The organism is Pseudomonas rosaeacicularis (assembly GCF_057128745.1).
Map to the genome: position 1 here is coordinate 25370 of NZ_JBSKHT010000015.1, position 20221 is coordinate 45590.

Annotated in this window: 17 protein-coding genes; 5 read left to right on the forward strand and 12 right to left on the reverse strand. The window is 57.5% G+C overall.

Translation table 11 applies throughout. The annotated features are described in order from the left end of the window. Positions 1–105: 105 nt before the first annotated feature. From gltP to ACWKWM_RS19610, 5 genes are all read right to left on the reverse strand, one after another. Positions 106–1437, reverse strand: coding sequence for a glutamate/aspartate:proton symporter GltP (gltP, locus tag ACWKWM_RS19590; protein ID WP_483847727.1), 1332 nt, complete (start codon positions 1435–1437; stop codon positions 106–108). Between the two features lie 718 nt (positions 1438–2155). Then, positions 2156–2623 (reverse strand): inhibitor of vertebrate lysozyme family protein, encoded by a 468-nt coding sequence (locus tag ACWKWM_RS19595; protein WP_483847728.1) that lies wholly within the window; start codon positions 2621–2623, stop codon positions 2156–2158. A gap of 1 nt (position 2624) precedes the next feature. Next, entirely contained in the window at positions 2625–2789 is a 165-nt protein-coding gene (locus ACWKWM_RS19600; protein WP_002555679.1) for a DUF1328 domain-containing protein, read from the reverse strand. Positions 2790–2891: 102 nt separating this feature from the next. Then, positions 2892–3176 carry a hypothetical protein gene (locus ACWKWM_RS19605; protein WP_483847729.1) on the reverse strand — a complete coding sequence of 95 codons (285 nt, stop codon included), beginning with the start codon at positions 3174–3176 and terminating at the stop codon, positions 2892–2894. 334 nt (positions 3177–3510) lie between these two features. Continuing rightward, positions 3511–4374 carry a BON domain-containing protein gene (locus ACWKWM_RS19610; protein WP_483847730.1) on the reverse strand — a complete coding sequence of 288 codons (864 nt, stop codon included), beginning with the start codon at positions 4372–4374 and terminating at the stop codon, positions 3511–3513. A 264-nt stretch (positions 4375–4638) separates the two neighbouring features. On the opposite strand from ACWKWM_RS19610, the gene algB reads away from it, so the two are divergent. Together algB and ACWKWM_RS19620 are read left to right on the forward strand one after the other, a co-directional pair. Beyond that, on the forward strand, positions 4639–5985 hold the full coding sequence (gene algB / locus ACWKWM_RS19615) for a sigma-54-dependent response regulator transcription factor AlgB (RefSeq protein ID WP_483847731.1): 1347 nt from the start codon (positions 4639–4641) through the stop codon (positions 5983–5985). A gap of 10 nt (positions 5986–5995) precedes the next feature. After that, the gene (locus tag ACWKWM_RS19620; protein WP_483847732.1) at positions 5996–7783 is read left to right on the forward strand and encodes a KinB sensor domain-containing domain; all 1788 of its coding nucleotides are present in this window, start codon (positions 5996–5998) and stop codon (positions 7781–7783) included. A gap of 9 nt (positions 7784–7792) precedes the next feature. Here the strand turns inward: ACWKWM_RS19620 and ACWKWM_RS19625 are convergent, their stop codons facing one another. From ACWKWM_RS19625 to ACWKWM_RS19650, 6 genes are all read right to left on the reverse strand, one after another. Beyond that, positions 7793–9412 carry an EAL domain-containing protein gene (locus tag ACWKWM_RS19625; protein ID WP_483847733.1) on the reverse strand — a complete coding sequence of 540 codons (1620 nt, stop codon included), beginning with the start codon at positions 9410–9412 and terminating at the stop codon, positions 7793–7795. 80 nt (positions 9413–9492) lie between these two features. Next, positions 9493–10269, reverse strand: coding sequence for an N-acetylmuramoyl-L-alanine amidase (locus ACWKWM_RS19630; RefSeq protein WP_483847734.1), 777 nt, complete (start codon positions 10267–10269; stop codon positions 9493–9495). Between the two features lie 109 nt (positions 10270–10378). Next, positions 10379–12442, reverse strand: coding sequence for a GGDEF domain-containing protein (locus tag ACWKWM_RS19635; protein WP_483847735.1), 2064 nt, complete (start codon positions 12440–12442; stop codon positions 10379–10381). Further along, positions 12439–13320 carry an endonuclease/exonuclease/phosphatase family protein gene (locus ACWKWM_RS19640; protein WP_483847736.1) on the reverse strand — a complete coding sequence of 294 codons (882 nt, stop codon included), beginning with the start codon at positions 13318–13320 and terminating at the stop codon, positions 12439–12441. Before ACWKWM_RS19640 ends, ACWKWM_RS19635 begins: the two co-directional genes overlap by 4 nt. Positions 13321–13330: 10 nt before the next feature. Further along, entirely contained in the window at positions 13331–13972 is a 642-nt protein-coding gene (locus ACWKWM_RS19645) for a thiol:disulfide interchange protein DsbA/DsbL (protein ID WP_483835341.1), read from the reverse strand. A 194-nt stretch (positions 13973–14166) separates the two neighbouring features. Next, positions 14167–14784, reverse strand: coding sequence for a c-type cytochrome (locus tag ACWKWM_RS19650; RefSeq protein ID WP_483847737.1), 618 nt, complete (start codon positions 14782–14784; stop codon positions 14167–14169). A 283-nt stretch (positions 14785–15067) separates the two neighbouring features. Here ACWKWM_RS19650 and yihA point away from each other — a divergent pair, with 283 nt between their 5' ends. Continuing rightward, on the forward strand, positions 15068–15703 hold the full coding sequence (yihA, locus tag ACWKWM_RS19655) for a ribosome biogenesis GTP-binding protein YihA/YsxC (RefSeq protein ID WP_483847738.1): 636 nt from the start codon (positions 15068–15070) through the stop codon (positions 15701–15703). Positions 15704–16008: 305 nt separating this feature from the next. On the opposite strand, the gene polA is transcribed toward yihA, so the two are convergent. Continuing rightward, the gene (gene polA / locus ACWKWM_RS19660) at positions 16009–18771 is read right to left on the reverse strand and encodes a DNA polymerase I (RefSeq protein WP_483847739.1); all 2763 of its coding nucleotides are present in this window, start codon (positions 18769–18771) and stop codon (positions 16009–16011) included. Positions 18772–18845: 74 nt separating this feature from the next. Here polA and ACWKWM_RS19665 point away from each other — a divergent pair, with 74 nt between their 5' ends. Both ACWKWM_RS19665 and ACWKWM_RS19670 read left to right on the forward strand, forming a co-directional pair. Then, complete coding sequence (locus ACWKWM_RS19665) at positions 18846–19136, forward strand: DUF2782 domain-containing protein (RefSeq protein ID WP_483847740.1); 291 nt, start codon at positions 18846–18848, stop codon at positions 19134–19136. Between the two features lie 31 nt (positions 19137–19167). After that, on the forward strand, positions 19168–20118 hold the full coding sequence (locus tag ACWKWM_RS19670; protein WP_483847741.1) for a homoserine kinase: 951 nt from the start codon (positions 19168–19170) through the stop codon (positions 20116–20118). Positions 20119–20221: the final 103 nt, after the last annotated feature.

The window sequence follows — 20221 nt, forward strand, 5'->3', positions numbered from 1 at the left end:
ATGGCCGACGCCTCGCGAATAAATTCGCTCCTACGGGGGTTGTCCTCAACCCGCACAAACAACAAACCCCGGAAATCCGGGGTTTGGAGTCAAGCGCTCAACACATCAATCGACTGTGGTCTGACCCGCAGGCGAAGACTCGTTATTGCGCTCACGCACCAGCGACTTCCAGTAACGTTCGCCCTTGGCATCGTCGTACAGGCCTTCCCAGCGGGAGATGACCAGCACTGCCAGCGCATTGCCGATCACGTTCAGCGCAGTACGCGCCATGTCCATGATGCGGTCGACACCGGCAATGAATGCCAGCCCTTCGAGCGGAATACCCACACTGCCCAGCGTTGCCAGCAGCACCACAAACGACACGCCCGGTACGCCGGCAATGCCTTTGGAGGTGACCATTAGGGTCAGCACCAGCATCAGTTGCTGCCCGATCGACAGATCAATGCCATACAGCTGCGCGATGAACAGCGCGGCAATGCTTTGATACAGCGTCGAGCCATCGAGGTTGAACGAATAACCGGTTGGCACCACGAAACTGCTGATCGCCTTCGGCGCGCCGTAGGCCTCCATCTTCTCGATCACTCGAGGCAGCACGGTTTCAGAGCTTGCCGTGGAGTAGGCCAGGATGAGCTCGTCCTTGAAGATGCGCATCAGCTTCACGACCGAGAAGCCAAACAGGCGCGCAATCAGGCCGAGCACCACAAAGGCGAAGAAGGCGATGGCGACGTAAACCAGAATTACCAGCTTGGCCAACGGCAGCAACGAGGCGAAACCAAAGTTAGCCACCGTCACCGCGATAAGCGCAAACACGCCGATGGGCGCGTAATTCATGATCATGTGCGTGACTTTGAACATGGTTTCCGAGACGCCCTGAAACACCTTCACCAGTGGCTCACGCACTTCGGCTTGCAGACTGGAGAGACCGAGGCCGAAGAACACCGAGAAGAAGATGATCGGCAGCATGTCGCCACGGCTGATGGCCGCAAAAATGTTCGACGGGATCAGATTGAGGATCGTCGCGATGAACGCATGGTCGTGCTGCACTTCGGCAGTGGTCTTCTCGTATTGCGAAATATCCACGGTCCCCAGCGTGCTCATGTCGATCCCGGTGCCAGGATGGAAAACGTTGGCCAGCAGTAACCCCACGACAATGGCAATCGTCGTGACTACTTCAAAGTAGAGAATGGTTTTGAACCCAATACGGCCCAGTTTCTTGGCGTCGCCCATGCCGGCGATTCCGACAATCAAAGATGAGATCACGATCGGAATAACGATCATCTTGATCAAGCGAATGAAGATGTCACCCGCTGGCTGCAGAATATTGCTGATCCACCAGGCTTTTTCTGCGCTGAAGTGATTGAGCAGGGCCCCTAACGCGATCCCCAATACCAACCCGATGAGGATTTGCCAGGCGAGGCTCAGTTTTGCCTTCTTCATGTCATTACCCTTGTTTTAGATGGCTTGGACATTCCTCAACCCACACCTGCGAATCTGCCCTGAAGGGTTGATCCGAAGCGCCGCCGGCCTTGGAATGTTCCAGAAGGTCACCGCAAACGAGCATCCGAGCTCTTGGCAGGCGAAAAAGGGCGCAACTATTCCCACGCCCGACCTGATCGTCTAATGCCGTAAATGACTACCTCATGCCGAATCGGCATGAGGAAAATCAAAGACTTAGTTGTTGAAGGGAAATGTGGAGATCACCGAGGCGTGCCGAGCTGTGCTGAGAAGTGGCTAAAACGTCGCCTTTAGCCCGTGGAGACAAGTTTTGCGAAGGGCAAGACAAAGAATATTTACTTCGCCCGTGGGCAGATTTCGGGCAGATATTTCTCGGTATACGGTCGTAGGACGTTTCGCTACAGGGCGCAGGACGCCTACCGATTGGAGAATAAAGAGAAATCAGCTATATAGAGAGGGGGTGTATGGGGGGAGATTTTGCGCCTCGCAAGCCCATTATCTGACACACGTAACGAGTCAAACGATGGACCTGCGTTGCGGCTTCCTGACCCGGCCCGTAAACGGAGGTACTCCCTGTACCCCTAGGTCGAATCGATCATCCATTGATCAAAACAACCCGGCCCCGTGGTCGCGCGCCGCCGTCTTCGGGGCGCATGAAGCAGGAAGATAAGATCAGAGCCTCGGTCTTCCTGCGTTTAAATCAGTACCAGTTCGGATCTTTTTTCAGTTGCTCTTTCAACAATGCCTGCATGTCCTCATCCGGCTTACCCAGAAAGCGGTAGTCGGCGTGACGAGTGGGTGATTTATCTGCCGGCAAGCCCGCAGCTACTTCAACCAACATGGCATAAGCGTCTTCCTTATCGAGACTGAAGGCCACGATCAGACGATTATTGATGCAAGTGTCCTTGGTTTCGCAAAGAGGACCGACCAAATACCCGTCACCGTTTTCTGTGACTGCACTCATTTGCTCGGACGATCCAGAGAGGTTAATCACCCAATCGGGCAACCGCTCTTCTTTCTTGACAACACTCGACCACGTCTGCCGGTACTCGGGGTCCGAACTTAAAAGCTCGTTCACCCGAGACTGGCCGTCGTTGGCCGCCATAACCATGGCGCTGCCGCTCATCAAGAGCGACAGTGCCAGGCCATGGAGAGCTTTAACCGCCATGTCAGCCTCGACCGCGACGACCGAAGAAGAACGAAACTACGAACATCACCAGGAAGACAACAAAGAGGATCTTGGCGATACCCGTTGCGGTGCCTGCGATACCACCGAAGCCCAAGACTGCAGCGACGATAGCGATGATCAGAAACGTGATTGCCCAACTCAACATGGTGATTCTCCTTACTGTTTTTGATTTCTACACATCGAATCGGGATCGATATTTCGATGCAGACGCGCCTCTGACTTCAATCGGTCAGAAGATCCAACTCTTTTAGAACACCCAGCTCTGCTGACGAGGCGCCTGCCCATCGGCAACCGCAGACTCATCGATAGCCTGAAAGCTCAGTGCAACATCGGTAGCTTTCAAAGCAGTCGCGATGGCCACAGGTGCAGAGTGGCGATAAAGCGACTGGATCTGGGTGACTTCCTGATTCTTATTCCAATAATGGAATTGTTGAGCTGCGATCAAAGTGATCAGCAGCGCCAAGCTGGCGAAAAGGCCTTGCTGCAGGTGCAGTGGCGAAATACGCATTTGAGCGAGACGCTGAGTAATCATTCCGATGCTCCCTTCCACCTGGGTGGCTATCAATCTTGCCGGCCGACGATTCAGGCCTTTCTTGAAAGAAGTATTGCAGCCTGTGTGCCAGCTTTTTTGATCGATTAAATACCTTATAAATCAAATAGTTATCTAAGATATGGGGAAAGGTCTTACGAGCAAGCTGCACGATTGAACATTTGTCATCGTGCGTAATGCACGAAGCGGGGATTGGTTTAGCGATGTTGGACACGTAACGGTGTAGGAGCGCGCTTGTCCGCGTAACTCTCGGCCCATCCATCAACAATGGCGCCTGACAGATGCAATCGCGGGCAAGCGCGCTTCCACAGGGCCGTCAACCCGCCGTGCGCGTTGTCACTCGCAACGTGTCGGCATTTACGCCCTTGACCCCGCGAATGTTCCGGGCGATCTCTACAGCCAGCTCTTTCTCGGCATAGTTGGCTACCACACCATCAAGCTTGACGACGCCTGCTTTGGTATCAACCTTGATGTTCAGTCCGTCCAGCGTGCGGCTGTAAATCAGACTGGATTTGACCTTGCTGGTAATCCAGACATCGCTGAATTCCTCACGCACGCTGTTAGCTTCGGCAGCGCTCTGATCCTTGATCGCCTGAGTGTCGCGGGCGCTGAGGCTGATCAAGTTGTTCACTTCAGTCACGCCATCGGTGTTGCTCGCCAGGCTACCGGCTAACTGCTTGGCGTCGGCGTTCTGCGCTTGCCCCTTGAGGGTGACGACGCCTTGCTGGCTGCTCACGTCAATCTTCAGCGCCTCGGTGACACTGTTCCACAGCAGTTTGGACTTGATGGTGGCGGTCAGGGTGGCGTCTTCAAAACGCTGTGCCATGTTGGCCTTGGTGCCCGGCTCCGACGCCACTGCATCGTCGATTTCTAGCTGGTTATCCACTTTGTTGATGCCCTGGGTGTCCCCGGCGATCTGCCCGGCCAGTTCTTTATCGACCTCGTTCTCGACCTTGCCTTTGAGGATGGCGGTGCCTTGTTCCACTTCGACTGACAGGCTGAATGGACTCAAATGTCGGTTCAGCGCAAAGGCGGTCCAGATCGAACCTTCCTGCCGCGCTTCGGCCAGCTGGGTTTGCAGATCACCCTTCGAAGCCTCGGCGGCCTGAGCAAAAAGCGGGGCAAAACCCAGCACGGTAACAGTGGCGGTGGCCAGGGCGATCTTCTTCAGCGGGTGCATGGCAAATCTCCAACGAATACAAAAAGGACAACTTGAAAGACTGACTGTGGACCAAGTCGTTCTGTACCGAATGCCATCACGGCCTCGGTGCGTCTGTGTAATCGAGCACTATTCGCTGAAAAAGATAGGTGGGGAATTCCGGAATCAAGCAATCTTGCGCAGATAACTTCCATGTCGAGCCGTTAATCAATCAGAATCAACCATGCAACTTGCCCGATGTTTCCGGGACTAACCAAAGATCATTCGTACAGGAGCGTAGGAAAAATGGAAGCAGCCACTGAGAATCAGGGCCGTATTCTGCTTGTGGATGATGAATCCGCCATCCTTCGCACCTTCCGCTATTGCCTGGAAGATGAAGGCTACAACGTGGCAACCGCCAACAGTGCGGCACAGGCCGAGGCGCTGTTGCAACGTCAGGTGTTCGACGTGTGTTTCCTGGATTTGCGTCTGGGTGAAGACAACGGGCTAGACGTATTGGCGCAAATGCGCGTGCAAGCACCGTGGATGCGCGTTGTCATCGTGACTGCGCATTCGGCGGTCGACACGGCCGTGGACGCGATTCAGGCCGGCGCTGCAGACTACCTGGTCAAGCCGTGCAGCCCCGACCAATTGCGGCTGGCGACTGCTAAACAGCTGGAAGTGCGTCAGCTGTCCGCCCGCCTGGAAGCATTGGAGGGCGAAGTCCGCAAGCCCAAGGACGGTCTGGATTCCCACAGCCCTTCGATGATGTCTATTTTGGAGACGGCCCGTCAGGTCGCCAATACCGATGCCAACATCCTGATTCTTGGCGAGTCTGGCACCGGTAAAGGCGAGCTGGCGCGAGCGATTCATGGCTGGAGCAAGCGGGCGAAGAAATCCTGCGTCACCATCAACTGCCCGTCGCTGACCGCAGAGCTGATGGAAAGCGAACTATTCGGTCACAGCCGCGGTGCCTTCACCGGTGCCAGCGAAAGCACGCTGGGCCGGGTCAACCAGGCTGACGGCGGTACATTGTTCCTCGATGAGATCGGCGACTTCCCCCTGACCCTGCAACCCAAGCTGCTGCGCTTTATTCAGGACAAAGAGTACGAGCGCGTAGGCGACCCGGTAACTCGCCGGGCCGATGTGCGCATCCTGGCCGCGACCAACCTGAATCTGGAAGACATGGTCCGTGAAGGCCGCTTCCGTGAAGACCTCCTGTATCGCCTCAACGTCATCACCCTGAACCTGCCACCGCTGCGTGAACGCAGCGAAGACATTCTGACCTTGGCCGACCGCTTTCTGGCGCGTTTCGTCAAAGAGTATGGCCGACCAGCACGCGGTTTCAGCGAAGAAGCACGAAGCGCACTGCTCAACTATCGCTGGCCGGGCAACATCCGTGAGCTGCGAAACGTCATTGAGCGGGCAAGCATTATCTGCCCACAGGAAAAGGTCGAGATCACGCACTTGGGCATGGCCGAACAACCGGTCAACAACGCCCCACGGGTCGGCGCAGCACTGAGTCTCGACGAACTGGAAAAAGCTCACATCGGCGCGGTATTGGCCACCAGTGACACGCTCGATCAGGCCGCCAGAACCTTAGGCATCGACGCCTCGACGCTCTACCGCAAGCGTAAGCAGTACAACCTATGATTTGTCGCCCATGAAGTTCGCGATGAAGTTACGCACACGCCTCTTTCTCAGCATTTCAGCCCTGATCACGGTCGCGCTGCTGGGCCTGTTGCTGGGGCTTGTCTCCGTCATGCAGATGGCAAAGTCTCAGGAAGCTCTGATTCAGCATAACTTCGTCACCCTCGACCTGGGCCTGAAGCTGCGGCAAAACCTGGGCGATCAACTGGTCATGATGCTGCGCGACAAGCCGGTTCAACCGGGTCTCTCACAGGCACAGCAGCAATTTCAGGAGTTACTGACTGAAGGCATCAACCACGACGTTCAGACTCATACCAACAACGGCTTTGAACAGGCGCGGTTGGATTACCAGAACTTCGTTCAGGCCTATGAGCGTTCGCGAAACGCTGCGCAACCGATCGGGGAAGACGCTGAACTCAGTGCCAGCTTCAATGTTTTACGCAATGGATTGCTGAACGCTCACCGCCAAGCGCTGGAAAACATCAACCAGTCCGAAACCAGCGCACGCAGCCACGCACTTTGGGTGTCCGGGCTGCTGGGGCTGGTCGGGCTGGCAGTGCTGGGCATAGGGTTCATCACCGCCCACGGGATCGCCCGACGTTTCGGTGCGCCCATCGAAGCGCTGGCACAGGCGGCTGACAAGATTGGGCAGGGCAACTTCGAAGTCACCTTGCCAATCTCCTCGGCGGCCGAGATGAATCTGCTGACCCGCCGGTTCGGGATCATGGCCGAGGCCCTGCGTCGGCATCAGGTGACCAATGTCGACGAATTGCTGGCAGGGCAGCAGCGCTTACAAGCGGTGCTCGACAGCATTGACGACGGCCTGCTGATGATTGATCGCCAAGGGCAGTTGGAGCACTTGAACCCAGTTGCTCAGCGGCAACTGGGCTGGGAAGAGGATCGCTTGGGGCTGGGGCTCGGTGAGGCGCTGGGACGCCCGGAGCTGGATGAGCAGCTTTACCTGGTATTGCGCGGCGGCACTCTGGAGCGCGCGCCAGAAGATCTGTCTATCGAGATCGAAGGCGAGACGCGCCTGCTGACCTACAGCCTGACACCGGTCAGCCACACCAAAGGCCACATTCTCGGCGCAGTAATGGTGCTGCACGATGTCACCGAGCAGCGCGCCTTTGAGCGAGTGCGCAGTGAGTTCGTATTGCGTGCGTCACACGAACTGCGCACGCCGGTCACCGGCATGCACATGGCGTTCGGCTTGCTGCAGGAGCGGGTGCATTTCCCGCCTGAATCGCGAGAGGCGGATCTGCTCAAGACCGTCAACGAAGAAATGCAGCGCTTAATGCAGCTGATCAATGACCTGCTGAATTTCTCCCGCTATCAGAACGGCCTGCAAAAATTGACCTTGGCACCCTTCGATGTGAGCGAACTGCTCGAAGAATCTCGCGTGCGCTTTGCCGATCAGGCGCAGGAACAGGACATTATTCTGCTGGTTGAAATGCAGGAGCCACTGCCGCGCCTGAATGCCGACCGCGCTCAGCTGGAACGTGTGCTCGATAATTTGCTCGACAACGCATTGCGCCATACCCCCCACGGGGGCCTGATTCGCTTGCAGGCTCGTCGTCACGGCGAGCGGCTGATCGTCAGCGTCGAAGATAATGGAGAGGGCATCGCTTACGGCCAACAGGCGCGTATCTTCGAGCCGTTCGTGCAGGTAGGGCGCAAAAAAGGTGGCGCGGGACTGGGGTTGGCCTTGTGCAAAGAGATCGTGCAGCTGCACGGCGGCCGGATGGGCGTGTATTCGCGACCCGCTCAAGGCACGCAGTTCTATATGGCGCTGCCGCTCTAGCTCAAAGCCTCAGGCCACGTCGTCTGCACGACGCCCGGCATCACGTCGTCCGCCAGTCACCAGTTCAGTGAATTTTTTCGCGGTCAACGGCCGCGCGAACAGCCAACCCTGGCCGTAAATCACGCCTTCGCTCTTGAGCAACAACGCTTGGGATTCAAACTCAATGCCTTCGGCGATGACGCGCAGTTGCAGCGCGTGAGCCATGCGAATGATGTGCGGCGCAACACCGCTACTGGCGGCATCATGGCCGAGCGCATCAATAAATGCCTTGTCGATTTTGAGGCAATCCACTGGCAAGGTTTGCAGATACGCGAGACTGCAATAGCCCGTGCCGAAATCGTCGATCAATACCTGATGACCTCGGTCGCGTAGCGCCTGGAGATGATTACGCGCAACGACCACGTCGATCAGCCCGCGCTCAGTCACCTCGAACGCGATCTGCCGCGGTGCTACACGGTGCAGGGCTAGCAGCCGGGCTGTGACTCGACCGATCCTCGGCGCCATGACATCACACGCTGCCAGATTGACCGAAATATACAAATGCGGATTGGCCCGCAGCAATTGGCCCAATTGCTCCAGTAGTTGCTGAAGTACGAAGTCGGTTATCTGGCGAATCTGGCCGGTATTTTCCGCCAGCGGGATGAATAAATCAGGGCTTGTGAGCGTGCCGTCTGGCCGCCGCCAGCGCACCAGCGCTTCGGCACCTACACAGATGCGCGTATTAAGGTCGAAAATGGGCTGGTAAAGCACTTTCAATTCGCCCCGGCGCAATGCTCCATGCAGTTCGCCGCCCAGCGACAAGCGCTGGCGAACCAATTGCAGCACCAGCGCACCGATGCACAGCGACACCAGCACGCTGGCAGGCACCAGCAGCCACCAGGCGCCGGTGATTTTCTGTTGTAAGCCGCTGCGAGGCGTGACCAGCACCAACTGATACTCAGGGCTTTGCGTGGGCATCCGGTAAATGAGTTGGTCGTGAGTGGTGATCAGCGTCTCGACCGAGGCCGGCGACCAGTCTTCGGTGGGCGGCCACACTTGGGTCGGTCCCAGCACTGGAACGGCTTTGGCTCCATTATTGAGAACCACAATCAGACTGCCGCCCGGCGGCAAATCAACCACGTCAGTCAGATGACCGCGAGAGGTCGAGACGCGGAAGTCGCCGCGTCCAAGCACCAGCGATGCGAGGTTGTCATCCGGCTGCGTTGAAGTATTGAGCCAGTAGTCGTAGGTCGGCCCGCGGATGTCCGGCACCCGAACCTTGCCGATCATGCTTACCCGCGTCCAGCTTGAACACAGTGTGGTGTCGGTCAGATACGCAGCCTCATAAATGAAGCGATAGCGCGCGTTGACCTCACGAAGCTGTTCAACCATTTGCGGACTGCAGCCACGCAGCGGTTGGGCTTCCAGTTGATCCAGACCAGCACGCAATTGGCCGAACAACTGCTCAAGACGAACCAGAAAGCGCTCGCCTTGAGCATTCATCTGGGCGCTTTCCTGTTGCCGCGCCTGATGCATTGCCAACCCAAAACTTCCTGCCAGCAAGATAACCGCGCTCAACAACGCCGCCAGCAAGGCCAGCAGCGAAGGTCGGTAGAAAATTGAGCGTAACTGGGTTGTTGCTATCCACATTGGTAGATATCCGCGCGAATACCCATGAGGTATAGCAACAAGCACGGAAATAGCCCGTCAATTCTGACGCGCATGCGAATTTAATTCTTGAGATTGAGCACTTGGAGGATAGCTGCACTTTGCAGATCAGGCTCACCATCAAATTTTTGCGGCCGGTAATGCATCTGGAACGCTGCCAGTACATGGCGGGTAGCAACATCGAACTGGCCCGTTTGCGGGGTCGAATAACCCAGCAAAGCCAACTGCTGCTGAAACCAGGTAGCGCTCGGTACAAGCCCCATCATTTGCGACTGACGCTGCGCTACCCGTTGCTCGTCGGGCCAGACACCCAAGCCTGCCTGGGCCAGACGTTTCCAGGGGAATAGCGGTCCTGGGTCCAGCTTGCGCAGCGGCGCGATGTCGCTGTGGCCGATGATGTGGCGCGGCTCGATGTGGTTGCGCTGAACGATGTCTTTGAGCAGCACGATAAGCGCCTGAACCTGCGCTTCGCTGTAGGGATACCAAAGCCTGCCGGTAGGCGTGTCTTTGTAACCCGGATTGACGATTTCGATGCCGATGGAGCTTGAATTGAGCCACGTGCGACCCTCCCACTCGCTTTCCCCGGCGTGCCAGGCGCGCTGGCTTTCATCTACGAGCTTGTAGACAGTGGCCGGACCGTCACCGATGAGGTAATGGCTACTGACCTCGCCATGGGTCAACAACTGCAGCGAACGCTCCAGCGATGCGGAGGTGTAATGCACCACCACAAACTGCGCGCGATTGTCGAAGTTAACCGAGGGGTGACTGGTGTCGAGCTTCGGGCCGCTGGCACAAGCAGTCAGCAAAAGGAGCAATAGAGCGGAGCAGAGCAGCTTCATATCAAGGCAGAACACATAGGCGAGTAATGCAATAGCATAACGTAAGCTTCACGAGGTGCTCAAAGAAAGGCCAAAAATGAAACATCCACTTACCTCTTGGCCATTTGTGTCATCCCTGCTCCAACCGATTACGGCCTTCACGTTTGGCGCGGTAAAGCGCTTCATCGGCTCGTTTGAGTACCAGGTCGCTGCGCTCACCCGGCTTGAACGTGGTGATGCCCATCGATACCGTGATAGTGACCGGCTCACCTTTGAAGTGAAAAGGGCACTGCTCAATAGTCAGGCGCAGACGCTCCAGCAACGTCAGGCCGTCCGCCAGCGCAGTGCCCGGCAATAGAAAGACGAACTCCTCACCGCCAAACCGAGCGATGAAGTCATTGGGACGCAGCCGCCTTTTAAGCTGCGAGGCAATGATTTTCAGCACCTTGTCGCCCGCCAGATGCCCGTATCCGTCATTGATACGTTTGAAGTGATCCAGATCCAGAATGCCCAGCAGCAGGCTGGCACGGTGCTTTTGCATCTGCTTGATCTCAAGCTCCAACCGCTCATTCCAGGCAGCGCGGTTGGGCAACCCCGTCAGGGTGTCGATCAGCGCTTTTTGCCGCTGTTCTTCCAGGTGAACGCGGAAGCCCTGAGCCTCCTGCTCCATCGTCGCCACCCGACCGACCAACGATTGCAGCTTGCTTGCAACCTCCTGCTCTCGCTCATCGCGCTCTTTCTGGTGTTGATCCATGGCGCCGATCAACCCCTCGAGCCGGCTTTCCAGCACGCTTTTGAGGCTGTCCAGGTCGGCTGCGTCCTGAACGCTGGTTTGCAATCCGCCGACATGCTCACGCAATTGGTCATTCAGTTGGCGAGAAGCGGACTGCGTGTCGGCATGATCGGCACTCGCAGCCTGGAGATTGCGCTGGAAAGACTCTAACCGGTCGTTCAGTTGTTGCAGGTAGATCTCAAACTCGTGCTGCCCGCTGTCGGTGATAGCAAGCATCAAGACAGCCAGATCGTCGAGAATCGGTAGCAGCTCGTACCAATTCAGGCCATTTTCCAGCCGCAATCGCATTGCTTCTGCTTGCGGCCGGTGATGCTCTGGCAACGTCAGGTCGTCGAGTAAACCTAAAAGCGTTTGCTCGATATGCGCGGCGACTGAGCTGTAGGTCGGCTCGGGAGAAGAGGGTAGAGAGAAAGGGCTGTCTTCGTCGGCTTCGGTAGCTAGGTCTTCGGCATCGGCTTCCAGTGGTTGCACTATTTCGTTTTGAGGCTCGGGTCGGGCGTCTAGGCTGTAAGGTGTTTCGGTGGGAGGATCTTCAACGGGCGAGTCGACCTCGGATGGAGCAGGCTCTGGAGCCTGCACCTGCTCTGGTTGTGCTGGTTCTTGTAACGACGTCAGTGGTTGAACCGAGACTGGCGCGGGCGCTTCCAATGCAGGCTTTTCGTAAAAGCCATCGTCGGGGGCAATAGGCGTCGGCGGCGGCTCCAACCGAGAATCTGCCTCCTGCAGATCACCGATGGGCAACGCAGGTTCGGGTTCAGCGTGAGGAGCCACCACCGTTGCTGGCGGCTCCTGAAGCGCAGTTTGCACAGGGGCTTCGTTGGTCCACTGGACCCTATGCGCGGTCCCCGCGTCTTCTTCGGGCTCTTGTTCCGTTGCGTCTCGCCCACCGAATAGCCGCTGCAAAAAACCGGGGCGCGCCGCCAGTTCAGGGTGCTCCAGCAGCGCCAGCGCCTGGCCCTGCAAACCACTGAGCTCACCCAACAACAGTGGCAATTCGCGCGCCTGGTTGACTCGATCCTCAAGGCCCTTGGCGAATCGCTTAAGCGGTTTGCTCACCTCTTTGGGCAACGGCAACGACTGAAGTTGCGTCACCAGTGAGGTCAACGCCGCCCCCATTTGCTCCACACGCTGTTCGCGCCGCTGTTCGGATTCCAGCACCGCTTTTTCAAGACGGGGTATCAGCGCGGCCAAGCCTGCGTCCATGTCGTCGGTGCGCACCACTTCGCGCATTTCTTTCATGCACAGATCGACTGCCCTGTCCGCCCCTTCGGCGGCCAGGCTGCTGCGCACCAAGCCACGTCGCAGCAAGTCGAGGCGCGCATTCCAGCGGCGCTCCAACTTGTCTTGCTGATCGATGCTCTTGAGGTACTTTTCTTTCCAGCGTTGTGCTTCGTCGCTCATTCCACAGGTCCCGGAGGAGATGAGCTTGTTATCGGCAGGGAGTCCCCAATTAATGAGGCCGGCAAGCGAATCTCCACCGCGACCGGCAGATGATCAGAGATGGGATGAGCCAGGACCTGGACTTTTTCAAGCGTCAGGGTCGGGCTCAGCAGGATGTGGTCCAGGCAGCGCTGAGGGCGCCAACTGGGGAATGTGGCTTCGATCTGAGGCGCCAGCAGACCTAAATCGCGCAGCGGCGACAATTCGAGCAGGTCTGAGGCGTGGGTGTTCATATCGCCCATCAGCACTTGATGGCGATAACCGCCGATCAGTTCGCGGATGTAGGCCAGTTGTCGCGTGCGCGTCCGAGCGCCCAGCGCCAGATGCATGACTACGACGATCAACGCGTCGGGGCCTTCACCAAACCGGACCAGAATTGCCCCACGCCCAGATGGGCCTGGCAGCGGATGGTCTTCGATCTCCCACGGCTTCAGACGGCTGAGCACGCCATTGCTGTGCTGGCCGAAGCGTCCGAGATTGCGATTGAGTTGCTGATGCCAATATGGGAAGGACCCTAGTTGGGCAAGGTGTTCGACCTGATTGACGTAACCTGACCTGAGGCTGCCGCCATCGGCTTCCTGCAGGGCAACAAAGTCGTAGTCGCCCAGCAAGTTGCCAATCTTTTGAAGATTCCCCGCGCGGCCATTGTGCGGCAACAGGTGCTGCCAGCCGCGGGTCAGGTAGTGACGGTACTTCTCAGTACTTATTCCCACCTGAATGTTGAAACTGAGCAAACGAAGCCGACCGTCAGCCGGCAGCCCCGTTTCCTGCAGATGGCGTTCGTTGACCTTCGCCGAAGGCCGGCCAACGATGCGTTCAGTACTGCCCCAGCGCGCCATGACGGGCCGCTTACTTGGCGGCCATCGCCGCACGTTCTTTGGCGATGAGCTGATCGGCGACCTGCAGGGTCTGCTCTGGACCGCCGGCGCTGCCGAGGTCGAAGCGATATTTGCCGTTAACGATCATGGTCGGTACGCCGGTGATTTCGTATTTCTTGGCCAGTTCTTTGTATTGGGCGATCTTGCCCTTTACGGCGAACGAGTTGAAGGTTTCAAGGAATTTGGTCTTGTCGACGCCTTGGGTGGCGACGAATTCAGCCATGTCGTTCGGGTCGGTCAAGCGCTTGCCGCCCTTCTGGATGGCTTCAAAGACAGCGGCGTGAACCTTGTGCTCAACACCCATGGTGTCGAGGGTGATGAACAATTGACCGTGTGCATCCCACGGGCCACCGAACATGGCAGGAACGCGGACGAAATGAACGTCGGCAGGGAGTTTTTCAACCCATGGATTGATGGTGGGTTCAAAGGCGTAGCAGTGTGGACAGCCGTACCAGAACATTTCGACGACTTCGATCTTGCCTGGCTCGGAAACGGGAACGGCGCTCTTTAACTCGACATACTGTTTGCCAGCTTCGATAGGCTCTGCGGCCTGGGCGGACAAACCAAACAAACTGGTAACAACCAGAGCGGCGCTGAGGATCAGATTACGCATGCTTAACTCCTGGGCATGAAAAGTCGCCTCGACGAGACCGGATTAGGACCGGTCGTCGAGGCGTGAGTTCGCAAGTGTAACGCCTGTGGCCAAGAAAAAGGGCAGCCGTTCGCTACCCTTTTTGGCCCGGCGAAACAGGATTCATTAACGCATATGTCAAAGCACGCAAAGTCGCCCCGCGCCTTAATCCGCCCTTAATGCAGGCCCTGGATATAAGCCGACAATGCGTCGATATCCTTGTTGCTCAACTTCGCTGCGATGCTGCGCATGACCATGGTGTCGCCGTCGTTGGTGCGCTCGCCTTCGCGGAAGGCCGTGAGTTGTTTTTTAATGTAATCGGCGTGCTGTCCACCCAGATGCGGAAAGCCCGCCGGGGCGTTGCCAGCACCGTTTGGTGAATGGCATCCCGTGCAGGCCGGCAGGCCCTGATCGAGCTTGCCGCCGCGGAACAGTTCTTCACCGCGAGCAACCAGCTTGGCATCGGCCGCGCCCACACTGCCTTTCTGGCCAGAGAAGTAAGCCGCCATGTCCGCCAGATCCTGATCGCTAAGATTGTTCAACAGACCGGTCATTTCCAGAACGACGCGCTTGCCGTCCTTGATTTCGTGAAGCTGTTTGAGCAGATAGCGCTGACCCTGACCTGCCAGTTTTGGAAAGTTGGGGGCCATGCTATTGCCGTCGGGTCCGTGGCAGGCACCACACACCGCTGTTTTCGCCTGGCCTGCGGCGGGGTCACCGACTACCACATCAGCGGCGTGGGCAGTGCCGCATAGGCCTAGCATTAACAGCAGACTCACGAATAGTTTGTTCATCGGCTAATCCAATACGGCTAAAAGTGAAAAGTGAATAGCGGGCCTACTCTTTCACCCTGCGGATGATGGTTCGGTAGTCCTCGCCAATGCGGTGCCTGCACAATCTACGCGGCAGCATTCACGCAAAGATGGGCTGACCGCTTGCTGCTGTGCCTGGTTACTGTGCGTAAGTCTAGGCGGCCGGGGCGGGTTGTCACCCCGCCGAAGTGTATACTCGCCCCACTGAAACGGATATGAACCACCTTGCCGCCCTCCAGCAGGCAACTTCCCCACCGGAAATCTCATGCAACTCAAGAATCCCATCCTCGGCCTGTGCCAACAGTCCAAGTTCATGCTCAGCGCCGCCAAAGTCGATCAGTGCCCCGACGACGAAGGTTTTGAGGTCGCTTTTGCCGGTCGTTCGAATGCGGGCAAGTCCAGCGCTCTTAACACCCTGACCCACGCCAGCCTGGCTCGTACATCGAAAACGCCAGGTCGTACGCAACTGTTGAACTTCTTCAGTCTGGACGACGATCGGCGTCTGGTCGACCTGCCGGGCTACGGTTATGCAAAAGTTCCGATTCCGCTCAAGCTGCACTGGCAGCGTCACCTGGAGGCCTATCTGGGGAGCCGCGAAAGTCTCAAGGGTTTAATCCTGATGATGGACATTCGCCACCCGATGACCGACTTCGATTTGCTGATGCTCGATTGGGCGATTGCCAGTCAGATGCCGATGCACATTCTGCTGACCAAAGCCGACAAGCTGACCTTCGGCGCCGCCAAAAACGTGTTGCTCAAAGTACAGGCCGAGATCCGCAAGGGTTGGGGTGATGCAGTCACGATTCAGCTGTTCTCGGCACCCAAGCGCTTGGGGCTGGAGGAGGCTTACACCGTGTTGGCGGACTGGATGGAGCTGGAAGACAAGGCACCTGCTGAGTAAATCGCAGGCAAAAAAAACCCCGGACTTCATGTGGGGAGGGGAAGTTCGGGGTCCAAGTCCAGACCACTAGGGAAAGGTCCGGATATCTGCCAACACTTAACACAACATAGGAGCTGAATGGCTACGTCAGCCATTCGCAACCTCTGACAAGGATTTGACGGCGGAAGTTCAAAACCGGTTGGAAATTAGTGCCGCGCCGCTGTCTGTAGGAGCCAACTTGTTGGCGAGAATTCCACGCGGCATCAGGTGAAACGCCTCGCGAACAAGTTCGCTCCTACAGGGACGAGTGCTACTTCAAAACCGGATCAATGCGCCTCGTCCCAGTTATTCCCCACGCCCACTTCAACCAGCAACGGCACGTCCAGCTCGGCAGCGCCGCTCATGTGCACGCGGATTTCCTGGCTGATCTTATCAATCAGATCCTCTCGCACTTCCAATACCAATTCGTCGTGGACTTGCAAGATCACGCGGGCGTCCAGCCCTGACGAATCCAGCCAGCCATTCACTGCCACCATCGCACGCTTGATGATGTCCGCTGCAGTGCCCTGCATCGGCGCGTTGATCGCCATGCGTTCGGCGCCTTTGCGCAAGGCCTGGTTTTTGGCGTTGATGTCCGGCAAGTACAACCGGCGACCGAAAATGGTTTCGACAAAACCCTGCTCAGCAGCTTGGGCGCGTGTGCGCTCCATGTACTCAAGCACGCCAGGATAACGCGCGAAATAACGGTCCACGTAGGCCTGCGACTGCTTACGATCGACACCGATTTGCTTGGCCAGACCGAATGCGCTCATGCCGTAGATCAAACCGAAGTTAATCGCCTTGGCGCTACGACGCATGTCGGTGGTAACGCCTTCCAGTTCGACGCCGAACACTTCGGCAGCCGTCGCCCGGTGCACGTCCAGATCGTTACGGAAGGCGTGTAGCAAACCTTCGTCCTTGGCCAGATGCGCCATGATCCGCAGCTCGATTTGCGAATAGTCCGCCGCCAACAGCTTGTAGCCTTGGGGCGCCACGAACGCCTGACGAATGCGTCGGCCTTCAGCAGTGCGAATCGGGATGTTCTGCAGATTTGGATCGCTGGACGACAAGCGACCTGTAACCGCGACGGCCTGATGGTAGGACGTATGAACACGATTGGTGCGTGGGTTGATCTGCTCCGGCAAGCGATCGGTATACGTGCTTTTCAGCTTGCTCATCGAACGGTACTGCATCAGCACTTTGGGCAGCGGGAAGTCCTGCTCGGCCAGTTCCTGCAACACCGCTTCGGCAGTGGAAGCCTGACCGGTCGCGGTCTTGCTGATGATCGGCATGCCGAGCTTTTCGTACAAGATCACCCCCAACTGCTTGGGCGAGCCGAGGTTGAATTCTTCGCCTGCAATAGCGAAAGCTTCGCGCTCAAGCTCAGTCATCTTGTTACCCAACTCGACGCTCTGAATCCCCAGCAGCTTGGCGTCGACAAACGCGCCCTGGCGCTCGATTCGCGCCAACACGGGCATTAACGGCATCTCGATGTCGTTCAGCACGGGCGCCAGCGTAGGAATCGCTGCCAGCCTGGCTTGCAGGGTTTCATGCAGGCGCAGCGTGAGGTCAACTTCTTCGGCCGCATAAACACCGGCCTGCTCCAACGCGATCTGATCAAAACTCAGCTGCTTGGCGCCTTTGCCAGCGATGTCCTGGAAATTCACCGGCGTGTGATTCAAGTACTTGGCGACCAGACTGTCACGGTCGTGACGCGTGGCGGTTGAATCGAGGACGTAGGATTCGAGCATGGTGTCGAACTTGACGCCCTGCACAGTGATGCCCTGCGCCTGATCGCCGTCGATGGCGCAGTTGGCCAGCAGATTAATCGCAAACTTGGCGTGCTGACCGACCTTGATCTTGTCCGCATCCTCCAGCATCGGCTTGACCGCTTTAAGCACAGCGTCGCGGTCCAGTTGCTGCGGCACGCCCATGTAGGAGTGAGTCAGCGGGATGTAAGCCGCTTCGTGGGTCTGGATAGCGAAGGAAATACCGACGATCTTCGCACGTTGCGCGTCGGTGCCATTGCTCTGCACCACGAAGGCGAACAACTTGGCAGCCTCCAGCTTCTTCAACCAATCGTCGAATTGCGTCTGTTCCAGGATCAACTCGTACTTGGCCTCAATGATCGGCGCTTGCTCTTCAACGACGATTTCCTTGCCGGCCTGTCTGGCGTCACGTTGCAGGTCTTCGATCCAGCTTTTGAACTCAAGCTCGGTGTACAGCGCCATCAATGCGTCGTGATCCGGTTCACCGCAGTGCAAGGCGTCCAGCTCGATATCCAGCGGCACGTCGATCTTGATCGTCGCCAGCTGATAGGAGAGAAAAGCCATTTCCCGGTGTTCTTCCAACTTGGCTGCCAGGGATTTTGCCCCGCGTAGGGTCAGTGTCGCGACCTTGTCCAGGTTCTCGTAAAGCTCTTTCAGACCGCCATTGATACCGGTCAGCAAACCCGCTGCGGTTTTTTCGCCAACGCCGGGAACGCCCGGGATGTTGTCGACTTTGTCACCCATCAACGCCAGGTAATCGATGATGTGCTCAGGACCGACTCCAAACTTCTCCTTGACGCCAGCCACATCCAGCACGCTACCGGTCATCGTGTTGACCAAAGTAATGTGCCCGTCGACCAGTTGCGCCATGTCCTTGTCGCCCGTGGAAATCACCACCGGCCGATCCGCCGCCGCGCTGCTGCGGGCCAGTGTGCCAATCACATCGTCCGCTTCCACGCCTTCTACGCACAGCAGCGGATAGCCCAGACCTTTGACGCACGCATGTAGCAAATCGACCTGAACACGCATGTCATCGGGCATGCTCGGGCGATTAGCTTTGTATTCGGCGAACATTTCGTCACGAAACGTCCCGCCTTTGGCATCGAACACCACGGCAAACGGGCTTTCCGGATACTGACGACGCAGGCTTTTGAGCATGTTTAATACGCCTTTCACTGCACCGGTGGGCAGGCCTTTGGACGTAGCGAGCGGTGGCAGCGCGTGAAAAGCGCGATACAGGTAAGAAGAACCGTCCACCAGGACGAGGGGGGCTTGGCTCATGGGCAGAATCAACCTTTTCGGCGGGTCTGGCGCTAGAATGCGCGGACCGTTGACGACAAAGGAGCAAGGTTATCATGCGCGCGCTTAATCGCCTGTGGCTGGCAAGCGTCTTGTGCATTTGCCCTTTGATAGCAATGGCTGCCGAGGATGAAGCACCAACGGCGGAGCCCGACGTCACGATTCGCCAGGACGGCGACAAGTTTATTCAGGAATACCGCGTGAACGGGTTTGTGTATGCGGTCAAGATCACGCCCAAGCACGGTAAGCCTTATTACCTGGTGCGCGCCGACGGTACAAGCGCGCAATTTATCCGGTCTGACCCGCCGGACATGCTGATTCCCCAGTGGGTAATTTTCAGCTGGTAACGTCCTACATTCACTTATTTGGCAGTCCTCTATGTCGGTTTTTACTCCCCTGGCTCGGCCCGAGCTGGAAGCTTTTCTCGCCCCCTACGGGCTCGGCCACCTGCGTGACTTTCAGGGCATTGCCGCCGGAAGTGAAAACACCAATTTTTTCATCAGTCTGGAGCAGGGCGAGTTCGTACTGACACTGGTCGAACGCGGTCCGGTTCAGGAAATGCCGTTCTTCATCGAACTGCTGGACGTGCTGCACGACGCCAATCTGCCCGTGCCTTATGCGTTGCGCACCATCGATGGCCAGGCACTGCGCGAGCTGAAAGGCAAACCGGCGCTGCTGCAACCGCGACTGCCGGGCAAGCACCCGACCACACCGAATACACAGCATTGTGTACAGATCGGCGAGTTGATGGGCCGTATGCATCTGGCAACCCGCGGGCATGTGCTGGAACGCAAAACTGACCGTGGGCTGGACTGGATGCTGCAGGAGGGCGCCAATTTCATCTCCCATCTGGGCGATGCGCAGGGCGCGCTGCTGAAAAAGGCGGTTGAAGAGATCGCGCGCTATCAGGCGAAGATCATGGCCTTGCCCCGCGCGAACTTGCACGCCGACCTGTTCCGCGACAACACGTTGTTTGAAGGCACTCACCTGACCGGTGTGATCGACTTCTACAATGCCTGCTCCGGGCCGATGCTGTATGACGTGGCGATCGCGGTGAATGATTGGGCCTCCCACGAAGACGGCACCATCGATGCACCGCGTGCTCGAGCATTGCTGGGGGCGTACGCGGGGTTGCGGCCGTTCACGGCGGCCGAGGCCGAGCTATGGCCGACGATGCTGCGTGTGGCTTGCGTGCGGTTTTGGCTGTCGCGATTGATCGCGGCCGAGTCGTTCGCCGGGCAAGACGTGCTGATTCATGACCCGATGGAATTCCAGAAGCGGCTGGAACAGCGCCAGGAAACCCACATCCCGCTGCCGTTTGCGTTGTAAGTGACACCTCTGGACTTGTGGGAGCGGACCTGTCCGCGAATGCGGTATCTCTGTCGGCGAAGATTTGTCGGATGTACTGACGTCTTCGCGGACAGGTCCGCTC